This is a genomic window from Streptomyces sp. NPDC059906 (assembly GCF_042730645.1).
Taxonomy (GTDB): domain Bacteria; phylum Actinomycetota; class Actinomycetes; order Streptomycetales; family Streptomycetaceae; genus Streptomyces; species Streptomyces rubrogriseus.
In genome coordinates this window covers 52,926-67,614 of sequence record NZ_JBHWKU010000038.1, presented here as the reverse complement: position 1 = coordinate 67,614, position 14,689 = coordinate 52,926, and the positions used below count along the sequence as shown (strand labels likewise).

7 protein-coding genes and 1 pseudogene are annotated in these 14,689 nt (G+C 70.8%); 6 read left to right on the top strand and 2 right to left on the bottom strand.

Going from position 1 to position 14,689, the window contains the following annotated elements; all coding sequences use genetic code 11:
* Both ACFV9J_RS35555 and ACFV9J_RS35550 read left to right on the top strand, forming a co-directional pair.
* Positions 1 to 350: pseudogene (locus tag ACFV9J_RS35555) on the top strand (enoyl-CoA hydratase/isomerase family protein); the annotation flags it as partial.
* Positions 351 to 390: 40 nt separating this feature from the next.
* A complete protein-coding gene (locus ACFV9J_RS35550; RefSeq protein ID WP_385361561.1) occupies positions 391 to 573 on the top strand; it encodes a hypothetical protein in 183 nt (60 codons plus the stop codon).
* A 272-nt stretch (positions 574 to 845) separates the two neighbouring features.
* Here the strand turns inward: ACFV9J_RS35550 and ACFV9J_RS35545 are convergent, their stop codons facing one another.
* Positions 846 to 1,301 (bottom strand): hypothetical protein, encoded by a 456-nt coding sequence (locus ACFV9J_RS35545; protein ID WP_385361559.1) that lies wholly within the window; start codon positions 1,299 to 1,301, stop codon positions 846 to 848.
* A gap of 860 nt (positions 1,302 to 2,161) precedes the next feature.
* On the opposite strand from ACFV9J_RS35545, the gene ACFV9J_RS35540 reads away from it, so the two are divergent.
* Complete coding sequence (locus ACFV9J_RS35540) at positions 2,162 to 4,132, top strand: BTAD domain-containing putative transcriptional regulator (RefSeq protein ID WP_385361557.1); 1,971 nt, start codon at positions 2,162 to 2,164, stop codon at positions 4,130 to 4,132.
* A 430-nt stretch (positions 4,133 to 4,562) separates the two neighbouring features.
* Here ACFV9J_RS35540 and ACFV9J_RS35535 read toward each other — a convergent pair whose 3' ends face one another.
* Complete coding sequence (locus tag ACFV9J_RS35535; protein ID WP_385361555.1) at positions 4,563 to 5,216, bottom strand: response regulator transcription factor; 654 nt, start codon at positions 5,214 to 5,216, stop codon at positions 4,563 to 4,565.
* A gap of 170 nt (positions 5,217 to 5,386) precedes the next feature.
* Between ACFV9J_RS35535 and ACFV9J_RS35530 the strand changes: the two genes are divergently transcribed.
* From ACFV9J_RS35530 to ACFV9J_RS35520, 3 genes are all read left to right on the top strand, one after another.
* Positions 5,387 to 10,783, top strand: coding sequence for a hypothetical protein (locus tag ACFV9J_RS35530; protein ID WP_385361553.1), 5,397 nt, complete (start codon positions 5,387 to 5,389; stop codon positions 10,781 to 10,783).
* 572 nt (positions 10,784 to 11,355) lie between these two features.
* On the top strand, positions 11,356 to 13,542 hold the full coding sequence (alr, locus tag ACFV9J_RS35525) for an alanine racemase (protein ID WP_385361551.1): 2,187 nt from the start codon (positions 11,356 to 11,358) through the stop codon (positions 13,540 to 13,542).
* Positions 13,539 to 14,660 carry an acyltransferase family protein gene (locus ACFV9J_RS35520; protein WP_385361549.1) on the top strand — a complete coding sequence of 374 codons (1,122 nt, stop codon included), beginning with the start codon at positions 13,539 to 13,541 and terminating at the stop codon, positions 14,658 to 14,660. The genes alr and ACFV9J_RS35520 overlap by 4 nt, the downstream gene beginning before the upstream one ends.
* The last annotated feature ends 29 nt before the right edge of the window (positions 14,661 to 14,689 follow it).

Genomic DNA, 14,689 nt, shown 5'->3' with positions numbered 1-14,689 from the left:
TCCTGGGCGCCGAACTCTTCGACACCACCACCGCCGAACGCTACGGATGGATCAACCGCGCCGTCCCCGACGAACACCTCGACGCCTTCGTCGACACCCTCGCCCACCGCATCGCCGCACTCCCCCGCGGCGTCGCCGCAGCCGCCAAGGAAGCACTCGACGCGGCCGAAGCCAGCGGCCCCGTACCCGACCTCACCGAAGAAGCCGCCGCCCACGCCAAGGTCTACCCCTCCCCCGACGACGTCGTCCACCGCCTCCGCGTCCTCATGGACCACGGCGGCCAGACCCGCGACGGCGAACTCCGACTCGAACACCTCCTCGAATCCATTCCCTGGGCCCACCGCTCCTGAACACCCACCGACCACGCCCGCGGGACACCACCCCCCTCGGGTGCAAGCAGTTCGCGACCTCGTCGAGTTTGCCGACGGCGACCGGCGCGACCGTCGCGCGGTAGCCGGTGATCACACCGAGATCGGCCAGCTCGGTATTGGCGAGACGCCTGTTCTCCATCAAGTGCGCGAGAATTGCGCGATCAGTCTCATCTGTGGCACAGAATGCCAATCCAGCGCGTGAACGGAGCTCATTCGGCATCCTGTGCGGCGGATCTGCCGCTACCTTGGCCAGACACGGCGAAAACACCCACGAAGCCCTGGAGACGCTGATGCCCGAAAAGTTGCCGCACGGACTGACCCGGGACGAGCGCGAGGCCGCGGAGGGGCTCGACGACGTGTCCAGCGGTGAGACGAACCGGCCTGGTCGTCCTCAAGGTGTTCGGACACACCACGTTCCTCGGCCCACACCAGGCCGAAGTCCTGGCGCGGTGGCCCCGCCCACGGAGCGCTCGGTCACATGTGTTCTGCCTGGCCGCACGGGGAGGGACAGCCCACCGGACCGGCAGTGCTCCATCCGGCGGCCGTCCGGCGCACGGACGCCGCGAGCGTCAGCAGTCGGCCCACCAGGTCGTCGGACAGGAATCCGTGACCGGCGGCCGCCGCTGTGACCGCCCGGACAAGCCGGCCGGCCGTGACCTCGTGGCTCCGCACGACGACACGGACACCCGCACCCATCAGGTCGAGGAAGTCGGCGTCCCCGAGACTACGGGTCACCAGAACGGAACGGCTCGCTTCGGCCTGCCCCCACGCGCTCAACCGGGCCTTCACCGCTTCGTCGGGGGTGTCGACCGAGACCACGGCGACGGTGTCACACCGCGCGTCGGTATCCCCCACCAGCTCGACCGCGGGACACGGAGCGAGGCAGCGCACGATTCTCTCGCGCAGCAGGCGGTCGTTGGCATGGATCACGACCGGCACTCGATCCGGTCCCGGTGCGGGCGGGTTGGGCACACGGGGCGTCATGGTGGTTCCGTCCAGGGTCCGTCTTCTTCGGGGCAGCACACGGGTGATCCCACGAGATACGAAGTCACCCGCTACACCGTCGAAGTCCGAACCGGACCACGGGGTGGTGTTCTCATCTTCACTCATCTCGACAGACACAGAATTCGTAGACAAGAAGGCGACAATCCATCCTCACTACGCTCTGAGAGACGGTCCGGCCGGGGCGGAGACCACAAAACGGCCGATCGTCACAACAGCCGGTCGGCAATCCCCCGTTGCCGACCGGCTGTCCGGCTGCGCTCTCTCACCATCCACGTGTGGGGGCGCAGTCATCAGCGCCTGTGAACCCCGGGTCGGTGGCACAGGCTGTACCACTGACTGGCCCGATGGCCCCATCGTGGCCGTCCCAAGACCCTCCTACGTTGGTGGCCGCACTCGCCCTGTCGACGGCATCCCATCAGCAGAAGGAGGGCATGGACGCGCAGCGAGCACGACATGCCCCCTGGTCGCGGCATCGCGAACGCTCGGACCGACCGCTCTCGACCCTCGTGCAACGTATCCCCACCGCGTTGCATAGACCTTGTGCGCGTGGCGTGCGTCCGAGCCGCCATACCTGCCTCCCGGCCAACGGCTGAGGCGACCAACGCAGGACATCGTTATCGGATGCCTCACAACGCCCAGCGTACGCACTGCCCCACGTTCCCTACTGCTCCTTGCTTCCCACAGTCGCTACAGGGGTCTTGATGACACACCACTTGTCGTTCCGGGATACGGAATCCGGATACGGCGCCCCCCACACGGAAGACAGCCACACGATGTGGTTCGGCATGCTGGGCCCCGTTGTGGTCCGGCACGGCCGGGAATCGCTCGACCTGGGACCGCGGCAACGCCGGCTGCTGCTCACCCGCCTCCTCATCGAGAACGGCAGGCCCGTGTCCCTCGCCGAACTCTGCCACTCCCTGTGGGGAGAAGATCAGCCCACTGCCGCCGTGTCCTCCATCCGCGCCCACATCAGCCGACTGCGGTCGGTGCTGGACCCTGCCCGCAAGGGCAGGTCGCCCGTACTGGTCAGCGGCACCACCGGCTACGCGTTGTCCGTGCCCCGGGAGGCCCGGGACACCGCCGCGTTCGACGCCCATGTCGCCCGCGCCCGCAACGCGCTCGCACGAGAGCAACTGTCCTCGGCCCGGGGCGAGATCAACATGGCGCTCGACCTGTGGCGGGGACCGGCGCTGGGCGAGGCCGCCGAACTCCCCTTCGCACTCCGGGAGAGCGCACGTCTCAACGCGGCCCGCCAGGACGCGAGGGAGCTGCTGACGACCATCCTCATCACACAGGGTGACCTGCTGTCCGCCGTGAGCGCCGCCGAGCAGCTCACGATCGGCGCTCCACTGCGTGAAGCCTCCTGGTCCCTGCTCATGCGCGCGCTCTACGCCGCCGGACGTCCGGTGGAGGCGCTGCGCCAGTACGACCGCTTTCGCGCCATGCTGGCCCGGGAACTCGGCCTGGATCCCAGTCCTGGCCTGCGCGATCTGCACATTGCCGTCCTGCGGCACGACACCGCCGCGCTCGGGCTCCCCCGGCCGCCACGGACGGCGACGGCCGTGTCCGGACCACCTCCAGTGGCCAGGACGCCGCTCGTTGGCAGGAAGGAGGAGACCGCGCGGCTGGGTTCCCTGCTGCGGGAGGCGGCGACCGGGCACGCCCGGTGGGCGGTGGTCTCGGGTGGGCCCGGTTCGGGCAAGACCCGGTTGCTGAACGAGTTCGCCGCACAGGCCTCCGAGGCGGGGTTCGCCGTCACCCGGGCCGGCGGCGGGCACGCCCTGGGCCGCGGCAGCACCGTGAGTCTGCGCTGCGCCGTCGCCCAACTCGCCGACGGACTGCGCCGGCCGGGTGAGGACGCGAACGTGCACGACGAGGACCCGGACCCGCTCACCGCACTCGTCCGGCAGATCACCCGTGTGCCGACCCTCTGCGTCGTCGACGACCTCGACTGGGCGACCTTGGACATTCACCACCAGTTGCGCCGTCTGGCGCGGCTGCTGCGGGACGTACCCGTGGTGGTCGTGTGCGCCCTGCGCGACACGGATTCCCCGGCCGTCAGCGGCCTGCTGGCGGAACTCGCCCGGCTGGGCACGGCCTGGCTGCGGCTGGATCCCCTGAGCAACGAAGACGTGGCCGAAGTCCTCGTGGCTCGCGGTGAGGAGGGGTCTGCCGGCCTGAGCGAGGAACTGCACCGGCGCAGCGAGGGCAACCCCTTCGTCCTGGGCGAGTTGCTGAAACTGCCCCCCGCGCAGCGCACCGGGCCGGATGCGCGGGTGCCGGACGCGATACGCAGCGTCGTCCAGGCACGCCTGGGTGAACTGACCGCATCGGCCAGGACGATGCTCACATACGCGGCCGTCGACGCGGGGCGGCTGGACCTCGCACTGCTCGCCGACGTCCAGCGACTGACACACGAGCAGGTGCTGCGGCTGGTCGACGAGGCGGCCACCAAACGTCTGGTCGTGTGGGACCCGGACTCAACGGTGCCCGGCGGAGGCCACTACCGGCTGCCCGACCTGGTCCATGACGTGCTGCTGGGTACGCTGACCGCCTCGTCGAGGCACCTGCTCCATTCCACGATCGCCCGCCAGTTGACGTGCCGGGAGGACATCGACCCGGCACGTCTGGACGGCCACCTGCGCGCGGCCGGCCCGGTGGTCCCGCCCTCGGTCCCCGGGCGCACCGTGCGGCCACGGTCCAGAACGCAGTGCCCGGCCGCCCACGACGCCGACGAGTTCCGTGCCATCGGCTGACCCGGGACGTCCGCTGCTCCCCCGGCCGGCGTAATCGATCCACGCATGCCCGTCACCTGGGGATCAGGAGTACGACGTGCAGGGCGGCGTCGGAGGCCGCCCGGTGGCGCAGCGCAGCGCACGGACCTGTCAGTGATGGGCCCCGCGCTGCCCCGAAGCGTCGACCGGCGCGATCGTCACTGTGCCGGGCGGCACCCCGCTCGCGGTGGTCAAGGAGCGATTGCGGCGACTGACCGGATGCCACCGAGAGCATCGGTGGATGCATCGACCGGTCGCCCTCGTGTGCCCGTGGCGCCTGCCGAGTCATGGGGGCGCCACCCGCCGATGCCCCCAGGGCGGTCGGCGTCGGGTCGTAGCCCCGGCTCGGTATGCGGGGCTGACGGTGACCGGTCTGGCACACGGTGGGCGAACAGCGGTGCCACGGAGCAGGTCAGGCACCGTCCTTGTCCGGTTGACGCCGCATCAGTCCGAGTTCTATGGCCTTGCGGGTCAGATCGGCTTTGTTGCCCACCCTCAACTTTCTCCTGATGCGCTTGACGTAGGTGTTGACCGTGGCCTCGGTCAGGCCCATGCGCCGGGCGACCTGAGCGTGTGTCAGTCCGGTGGCGATCCAACGCAGCGTCTCGAACTCCCGGCGGGCGAGCAATCGCGGGACGTGTTCTTCGCGAGCACCGGGTTCGTCGTGCGTGCGGGTGGTCGGCACCGGGGAGACATGAGTACCGCCCCGGGCAACAGTGGCGATCGCGCCGAGAACCTCGTCGTCGGCAACGCAACACGGAAGCCAGCCATGTGCCCCGGCACGCAGCAGCGTCGTGACCCCGTCACGATCGGCGAGGTCCCCGAGCACCAGCACCTGCCCGTGCTGGGCGAGCGCGGACACGGTGTCCGCGGCCGAGACCCGCTGGTCGAACGTCAGGCCCAGAATGATGACATCAGGACGTGTCCCGGGCTCCGGGGTCCACTGTTGTGGCGACTCGAACACGGAGAGAACGTCCGTCTCGGAACAACCGGAAAGCAAGCTTTCCAGGCCGCGACGCACAAGGCTGTGGCTCTCGACTATGACGACTCGCGGCACATGGGACATGAATCTCCTACAACCGAGCTGCTGAGGTGGGTGGTTGGGGGGCGGCACCAACGCGGCCCGGGTCACAGTGTCCCCATTCCGTCCACGGGCGGAACGGGCACACGGACGCAACCATCGCCGTCCTCGTACACCGCCGTCGTTGCCCCACCGCGGAGGAGAGTCAACCAACCATGACCGACGGAGACCGCAAGGGGTTCGTCACCGCATTCGACCGGGCGCCGCACCCCAGGGGTGTTCCGGCACCCCTCGGTCCTGGGATACCTGCGCCTTCGCAGGCCGATCAGCTCGACCGCACCCCCTGGTACATGCGGCACTCCGCGCTGGGGTCCATGACCGTCCGCGAGGTCCCGGAGCCGTCCGGACCTCACCACCGCGGGGCCGGAGCGATCGCGGAGAGCCTGCGACTGGACGACGTGCCGGGCACCGCACAGCACAGGGACCGGCTTCGGCGCGGGATCCGGCGGGCGATCGCGGACCTGCTGGCAACGAAGGAGCGCGAAGCCTGGGACGACCTGCTCGCCGTCGGGAAGACGCTGGTGTCCGAGGGCCGGTTGGTCTGGCTGCGGCCGACCGTGCAGGTTCTCACTCCGGCGCCCCCGCGTCCGGACAACGGCGTCAAGGAATATCCCGTCAGCTTCGGTTCCACAACGATCGGCAGGGCGACCTCCAGCACGGCCACACACGGCTTCGAGGGGGCCGTCCTGGCCCTCGTCAACGCGGGTGCCGGTGCGGCCGCAGCGGCTTTCGGAGGTCCTTCGCCCCGTATCCTCATGAGCTCCTCGAAGAGCAGGGAGTCCAGTCGGTCGCACACCGTCCTTTCCGGCCGCAAGGCGTTCATCAACGACTTCACCGACTTCGACGCCGGACTGGGGATGCGGGTCTTCGTCAACGGCGAGGAGATCGCGTCCGGCCATCCCGGCTCCGGTCTCCGCCGGCTGCGTGTCGCCCTGCCCACGGTGTTCGCCGAGGAGAACGGCCCGCGTCCGGCCGCGGACGCGCCGGAGGCACGGCGGACCGCGGCGCGCGGCCGGCCGGGTGCCCGCTCGTCGCAGGCCCGGGAGATGCTCAACGCGATCGACATGACCCCGGCCGTCGCCGGTCTGCACCGCACACTGCTGAAGGCCGGCCTGACCGCGAGGGCCGTGCAGAGGTTCATGACCGAGCTGCGCATGGACTCCCACCGGGGCTTCCTGAGCGAGGCGTCGGGCCGCAACCGCTACAACTGGTGGGCGGGCGGGGACACGTCCCCCGCCGTCCAGGTGAGTGACACGTTCTTCGCCCGCGCCTTCAGGGCCCATGTGCGGCTGCGGGCCGAGACCGCCAGTCTCCAGTACGTGGGCGACACCAGGATCGGCTCGCGGGACGACTTCGGGGTGGGCGTCAGCCAGGCCACGTCGTACAAGAGCGCGTCGACGGGCGGCCTGGGTCTCGGCTTCAACATGCTGGGGGTCGGAGAGTCGGGCGCCGAGGACGTGGGCCTCGCCGGCTCGGACCACGCGGACGACAGGACGACGAAGACGACGGGCCTCGTCCCGGCGCTCACCGCGCTGGTGTCGAGCAGTCGCGACGCCGGGCACTCCGTGGAGCGGGAGTACCAGAGTCACACCGTGCTGAACCTGCTGGACACCCAGTCCCGCTACTCGGCCGGAGTGCGGCTGACGATCGCGGTGGAGTCCCCCACCCTCCGGGTGGAGCCGGTCACGGCCCTCACCGTCGCCGAGTTGAGCGTGCCGCGGCGGGAGGCCGCCGCGTTCGTCCACGATACGGTGGGCAAGGGATGGAGCGCCGATCTGCGGTCGGCGGCCGACGGTGCGGCGGGCCCCCGGCACCGGGTGCTCACCGCGCCGGTCACCCGCCGCTCGGTGCTGCGGCTGCCCGCCCACAATCCGCCGCGGCGCCGCGACCTGCTGCGGGACTGGGGGCGCAAGCTCCCCACTCCGCACAGTTCGGAGCCGCTCGCCCTGGCCTCTCGGCGCGGCTTCGGGTTCGGTTCCCCGATCGGGCTGAGCGGCCTCGCCACGCTCCAGGACGACATCCGCGCCGCCGTCGAGGGCCTTCACCGCACCGCGTTCGGTGCCCGCGGGGCCGCCGGCGCCGACTGGTCCGACGTGGACGCGACGCTGACGGGCCTGTTCAGCGAAGCGCCCCAGGAGGCCGACGTCCTCAAGGCTCAACTCGGCGTCCACGCAGAGGTCGAGCTGGCCGGACGCACGTACGACATCTCGCTGTGGTCGGTCTGGGGCGACCTGGTCGAAGGGCCCAATCCGCTCACCGGGCCGGTCGACGGTGCCGGGACCGCCCCGTTGAACGACACCTACGACGTGAGGATCAACACCCGTACGGTCAGTTCCACGTCGGTCACCGCCGAACGGGGCCGGAAGGTGAAGGGCTCCTTCGGACTGGGCGGCGGCCTCGTGGTCGAGCCGCCGCACGCGAACACGGCCGAGGAGTGGGGCGGGGAGTTTCCGGCCTACTCGCGGACACAACTGGGCGCGTTCCGCGTGCGGGGCAGTCTCTCGGCCGGAAAGGACATCAAGAGCAAGGGGTCGTCGAAAGGGTACCGGCGCACTGAGACGACAGGGGAGTCCCGGGAGTTCCGGTATCACATGAGGTACCGCTGGACGGTGTCGCCGAGGGGCGAAGAGCTGTACCGCTCCGACGCGTTGCGGGCGGTGCTCCGTGTCGCCGTGTCGGCCGCGCACCTGCCCGAGGAGCCGATGACCCTGGCACGGGCCGAACAGGTCGGCAACGCCCGGATCACCGCGAGCCGGCCGCCACTGGTGCGCCCCCTCGACTTCGGGGGCGGCACGCAGGGGGTCTACACGTCGTTCGGGATGCTGCCCGAGCTGGCACAACTGGCCGCGCGTCTGTACGCCGAGGCCAACGAGCTGCCGGACATCCGGCTGTGGAGCCCGGAGCGGTGGCCGGAGTCGATCCGGGAGCTGGCGGACCCGACACTCCTCTCGGCCGTCTTCGAGGAGGCCGTGGGCCGGTACGGGTACGAGATCGGACTGCCCGGCGACGGCACGTACCAACAGGCGCTCCGGATCAGGCAGTACGCACATGCTCCGACGACGCTCGTCAGTCTCGACCGCGCGGAGACCGAGGACTATCTGCAGGGCGCCGAGAGCCTGTCGCGGGACAGGGCCGTCGAGTGGAGTCTGGGCGTCGACACCGCGCTCGGACCGGACGCCCGGATCGGCGGCGAGGCCTCGCACGAGGGTCCCGGCGGACGGGTGACCGCGCAGTTCCAGGCCGAGGCTGCTCACGTCCGAGGCATGGGCGGCAAGCGGGCCGACGGTCCGGTCAGCATCTCCCGGTCGACGGACCGCAGCGGGGCCGACTCCGTGCTGACGACGGTCGTGTTCGAGGTCTCCCACCTGAAGTGGCGGGACTCGAAGGCGCCCGTCGTGCGAACCCGGTTCCTCAGCGCGACCGACGTCCTGAGCCTGCTGATCCCCAAGCGCAGGATCGACGAGATCCTGCCCCCCGGCAACCCGGCACCGGGCCCGGTGCCGTCGATCACCGTCACCGCACCGCCGGAGGTGACGGCCCCCGACGCCACGGGCACCGTCGTCCGGGACACCGCGGCCACGCCGGAGCGCGACTACCTCAACCCGGCCATGATCTCCGGCATCACTCACGCCGAGCGGCTGAACGTCGACGGCGTCCTGGTCGAGATCGTGAAGCGACTGCGCGAGCGGGAACTGCTCCCGCACGAGGCGGGCGGGAACACACCGCCCCGCCCGACCGAGCTGTGGCGGGCCCTGCGCGGCACGTACGAGGGGCCCAAACTGCGGGCCCGGATGCCCGCCCTGCTCTCCCACGAGGGCGTGTCACTCCGGGTCCCCCTGGCGCGGCACATGGGCGTCACCCAGTACCTGTGGGTGAAGGTCACCGCGACCGGGCTGGGCCCGGCCAGACACCTCGGGCCGCAGGACGACGTCAGGCTCACGCTGCGTTCCGAGCAGAAACGGGAGCACGCCACGGCCACGTCCGGCGGCGTGGAGGGGAGGGTCGGTGCCCACCTCCGGGCGCGGGGCGGCCACGAGACGCACGGAGGACTGGAGGGCTCCGTCGAGTACGCCGCCACGCGCGGTACGCGGGAGGAGAGGGCGGAGAAGGAGGTCACGATCTACCGGGCCGCACCGAGTGACCCGTCCGAGGAACTCGGCCACGACATCTCGTTCCGGATCGAGATGGCCGTCACCCGCGAGTGGCCCGAGATCGCCGCCGCCGCCGTCCGCACCGTGAAGAAGGCTCCCGGCGGCATCGCGAAACTCGCCGCCACCGCCGACCGGCACCTCGGGACATCCAGGACCGCCTCCAGGTACTTCGCGTTCGGGGCCCACGAATCGTCCCTGCTCTGGCACGACACGGGCGACGGCACGCAGGGCAACGGCCGTCTCGTGCCGGGCACCCTCAGCCTGCTCGTGCCCCGGCACCTGACCACGGACGCCCACCGGCCGTCCCGCCCCGTCGACCTCGTCGCGCCCCGGGAGACCCACGTCGCCTGGCACTCGACGCCCACCACGTGGGAGGACCGGCCGAGCACAGCCATCGGGCCCCGTCAGGAACCGCCTGCGGCCCTGGTGGAGGGCCTGCACCCCTGGTCGGTCGAGCCGGCGGCCGCGGCGGTCGCACGCTGGGCCCTGTTGACCGCGACACGGCACCCGACCCCGCCGGAACCGAAGGTGGGGAATCCGCCGAACCCCCGCGGATTCCACTTCACTCCGGACGGCCAGTTCTTCGACCACGACACCACGCACGGCAGGCTTCGGGCCCACATCAAGGAGCTGCTGCGGCACCAGTACCGGATCAGGCTCGGCGGGGAGGAACTCGTCGTCGGCCTCGACCTGGAACGTGCCGACGTCCTGCACCAGCCGGACGGCCCGCCGAACACCCCGGCGATCAAGCAGCGCGGCTACACCCAGACGGACGAGGAGGAGAAGCGGGAGACCGAGCGGTCCAGCGGCCTGAGGGTCACGCTCGGCCCGGAGGCAGGCGGGGAGTCCGACGAGGCCAGGACCTCCGGCGCCGCACCGGTAACCCTCCACGACCGGGAGCACGGCCGGAAGAGTTCGGCGCAGTCGGGCTCCACCGACGAACGCAATGCGGAACGCCCGAAGGGCACGTTCCGGAACTACCGGTTCCAGGTCAGTGCCGTCGTCTACGGCCCCTACGGCACGGTCAGGATCCGGGTGCCCGACGGCCTGATCGGCATGCTGCCCGTCGACCCGAGGACGGGCGCACTCGAGGGCGGACTGGAGATGGCACTCCAGCACCGTGGGATGCCGTCGGCGGCGGCGGACGAGAGGCGTCACCGCACGCCGACCGGAATCCACACTCGGCATCCGGAGATACCGAACGAGGACCTGCGCAAGGCCGTCGACGGGCTCAGGCACGCTCCCATCGCCGCGGCGCTGGCGGCCAACGGGCCGACGACGCCGAGGAGAAGCCGGGATTCGGCCGAGTCCGACGGCAGTGGACGGTCAGCAACGGTTCCGGCCGGTGCATGGGCCGCGAGGAACGCACCCCGGGCACGCAATCGCCAACGCCGTGGCTGACCGGTCCCCCAGTGCCCAGCCGTGGACCGTGATCCCGTTGGTGTGGCCCCTTCCACGGCCGGACCGGCAGCAGCACGACCGGCCGTCGCAATGTGCCGTCGCCCGGACGAATCGACAGCACGCACTTCGATTACGTCGAAACGCACTGCACGGTTCAGTCCTTCCTGGAATTCAAAAGTAAAGGCACGCACGGAACACGGCCGAGTACCTGGAGTACCTGGAGCACATGTGAATTCCGTCGTCTGCGTCGGGACCCGGAGGAGTGGATTGCCTGCGCCCTTGCCGGTAGTGCAGGCTGTACTTCCGTTGGACGTGTGGGCTTCATCCCCATGGCCGACCGGTGCACTTAGGTTGGCCGTATTCGAGAACGTGAGGCTCAACGTTCGTATGCGATGACCACTATCCCCCCACGGAAGCATCTCGATACAGGCGCGGCGCGTCCTCGTATGACGGTCTCGACTGATAGCGATGTCCGTGCTTCCCAGTCCCACGGAGCTTTGATGACGCGTCAGTCGATTTCAGTCAGGACGGACCCCGAAGGCGATGCGTACTCCGACGGCGTCCGGCACCGGATGTCCGAGGCAGTGATCGATCTCTCCGCGGTCGCCCACAACACCCGTGTTCTGGCGAAACGTTCGCGCGGTGCCGCCCTGATGGCGGTGGTGAAGGCCGACGGCTTCGGTCACGGCGCGGTGCAGGTGGCACGCACCGCGCTCGCCCACGGCGCCACCTGGCTGGGCGTCGCCTCTTCCCCGGAGACGCTGAGGTTGCGCGAGGCGGGGATCACGGCACCGATCCTGGCCTGGATGCGGCTGCCGGGCGAGGACGTCACCGAGACACTGCGACGGGACGTCGATCTGTCGGCCTCCTCCCCCGCGCACCTGGCGGGGATCGCCGCCTGCGCGGAGAAGGCCGGGGTACCGGGCGTCGTCCACCTCAAGGTGGACACCGGACTGGAACGCAATGGCGCCGGTTTCGCCGACTGGCCTCAACTACTGGAATCCGCGGCGGATTTCGAGCGCCGGGGACTGCTGCGGGTGCGCGGTGTCTGGTCGCATCTCGTCCACCCCGACGATCCCCGCCACGCGAGTGTGCCCGGTCAGATCGAGGCCTTCGAGACGGCGGTGTCCCAGGCCCGCACCGCGGGACTGCGACCCGAAGTGCTGCACCTGGCCAACTCGGCCGCCGCGCTGGCGGCACCCGCCACCCACTACGACCTGGTGCGCGCGGGACTCGGCCTGTACGGGGTGGAGCCGGTCAGGGGCGAGAGCTTCGGGCTGCGCCCCGCGATGACCCTGCGCGGCCGCGTCATCATGAGCCGGCGCGTCGAAGCGGGCACGGGCGTGTCCTACGGGCACGAGTACGTCGCCGAGCGCCCGACCGCGCTGGCCCTCGTGCCGCTGGGCTTCGCCGACGGGCTGCCCTTCCGGGCGTCGCGCTCGGCGGAGATCCTGGTCGGTGGGGTCCGTCGGCGCGTGGCGGGCCGGATCGCGATGGACCAGTGCGTCGTGGACACCGGGAACGAGCGGGTCGCGATCGGCGAGGACGCGGTGGTCTTCGGCCCGGGAGAGCACGGCGAGCCCACAGCCGTCGAGTGGGCCGAGTGGGCCGGAACCGTCCCGCACGAGATCCTCACCGGCATCGGCCCCCGCGTGCCGCGCCGCTACCTGCATGCCGAGGCTCCGGCCGCCGCGCCGCGGGACACCCGTATCCGCGTCGTGGTGCTGTTCGGCGGGCCCGGCGGCGAGCACGAGGTCTCCTGCGCCTCGGCCGCGGGCATCGTCGGCAAGCTGGACCGTGCGCGCTACGCGGTGCAGCCGGTCCGGATCACCAGGGCCAGGGAATGGGTGCCCGGCCCGGCGGACTTCCCCGAGGGCGCGTACACGGCCTCGGACCTCACCGACGTCACACCCAGCCGGGGCATGAGCGCCGGGGACAGTCTGCGCTCGGTGCTGCCGCACCTGGCAACCGCCGACGCCGTCATACCGGCGCTGCACGGTCCCTTCGGCGAGGACGGCACCGTGCAGGGTCTGCTGGAGGCCGCGAACGTGACCTACGTGGGCAACGGCGTGAGCGCGAGCACCATCGCCATGGACAAGGACGCCACCAAGCGCATCCTGCACTCCGTGGGCCTGCCGGTCGCCGACTGGACGCTGTTGCGGGGCGGGGGCGGCACCCCGTCCGAGGCGGAGCGCCTGCGCCTGGGACTGCCCGCCTTCGTCAAACCCGCGCGCGCCGGCTCCAGTATCGGCGTCACCCGCGTCGAGACCTGGGAGGGTCTGCCCGCGGCACTCGAATCGGCCCGCGCCTGGGACACGAAGGTCCTGGTGGAGGAGGCGGTGTCCGGCCGGGAGATCGACATCGCCGTGCTGGAGCATCCGGACGGCAGGCTGGAGGCCGGGCCGCCCCTGGAGATCACCGTCCACGGCGGACAGCCGTTCTTCGACTACGAGGCCAAGTACGAGGACGAGGCGACCAGTTTCACCATCCCCGCGCGGCTCGACGACAGCGTCACGGCGGAACTCCAGCGCATGGCCGTGGACGTCTTCGAGGCACTGAACTGCTCCGGCCTCGTCCGCGTCGACTTCTTCCTGCGCGACGGCACCCGGCCCGTGGTGAACGAGGTCAACACCTTCCCCGGCTTCACCGCGGCCTCGCAGTACCCACGCATCTGGGCTGCGGCCGGCCGGTCCTACGAACAGCTCCTGGACACCCTGGTGGGAACCGCCATCGCCCGGACCACCAGCGGTTCGCAGTGACCGCACCCCGACCGTCCGTCCCGGCGCCGACCGCGAGCGCGCCGGGACCGGGCCGCAGGTACGAACTCGACGCGCTGCGCATCGTCGCGGCCGTGTCGGTGGTGCTCTACCACTACACGTTCTCCGGCCCGGCCGGCGGACTGAGCGACCTCTCCTTTCCCCGGATCGGCCGGGTCACCCGCTACGGATACCTCGGCGTCGACGCCTTCTTCATGGTCAGCGGCTTCGTCGTCCTGCTGAGCGCGTGGAACCGCACCCCGCGCCGGTTCCTGGCCTCGCGAGCGTCGCGCCTGTACCCCGCCTACTGGGCGGCGGTCACGCTCACCGCGACCGTGTGCGTCGTCCTCGGCGCGGGCCGCTTTCCCGTCTCCGGCATCCAGTACCTCGCGAACCTGACCATGTTCAACGCCCCGCTCGGGGTCGAGAACGTCGATGTCGTGTACTGGACGCTCTGGGCGGAGCTGCGGTTCTACGGTGTGGTCCTCGCGCTGATCCTCGTCGGACTGACCCGACGGCGTGTCACGGGTGCGCTGTGGCTGTGGCTGGGCGCGGCCTGCGTGACGGCCTCAGGGGTCCTTCCCGCACCCCTCTCACGGCTGCTCGAGGTGCCGGTGCAGTCCTCCTGGGCGCACTACTTCGTGGCCGGCATGGCACTGTGCCTCGTCACCAAGTACGGCCCCACCCGCTCCACCGTCCTGCTGGTCCTCGGGTCCTACGCCCTCGCCCTCCACCACGCGACCGGCTTCGCCGCCACCGTGGCCGACCGCTACGACGAGCCGCTCAGCCCGGCCGTGGTCACGCTCGCCGTCACTCTGGTCTTCCTGGTCATGACGGGCATCGCGACGGGCTGGACCCGGCGACTGGGCAGAGGGTGGTTCGTGCACGCCGGGGCCCTCACCTACCCGCTCTACCTGCTCCACGCCCACACGGGCTTCATCCTGTTCAACCTCTTCGCGGGCACCGTCGAACCCCACGTCCTCCTCACCGCCGTGATCACCGCCATGTGCGCCGCCGCGTACGCCCTGCACCGGCTGGTGGAGAGGCCGCTGACGGGCGTGCTGCTGGACCGGCTCCAGGGGAGTCCCGGACGGCGGAAGGCTCGGCACAGTCGCGGGTGAGGGCGGCCGCACGTAGTCAGCTCACACAC

Excerpts from the sequence above, each read along its gene's own strand:
- ACFV9J_RS35535 (WP_385361555.1), bottom strand. The coding sequence starts at position 5,216 with ATGTCCCATGTGCCGCGAGTCGTCATAGTCGAGAGCCACAGCCTTGTG.
- ACFV9J_RS35530 (WP_385361553.1), top strand. The coding sequence starts at position 5,387 with ATGACCGACGGAGACCGCAAGGGGTTCGTCACCGCATTCGACCGGGCG.
- ACFV9J_RS35540 (WP_385361557.1), top strand. The coding sequence starts at position 2,162 with ATGCTGGGCCCCGTTGTGGTCCGGCACGGCCGGGAATCGCTCGACCTG.
- alr (WP_385361551.1), top strand. The coding sequence starts at position 11,356 with ATGTCCGAGGCAGTGATCGATCTCTCCGCGGTCGCCCACAACACCCGT.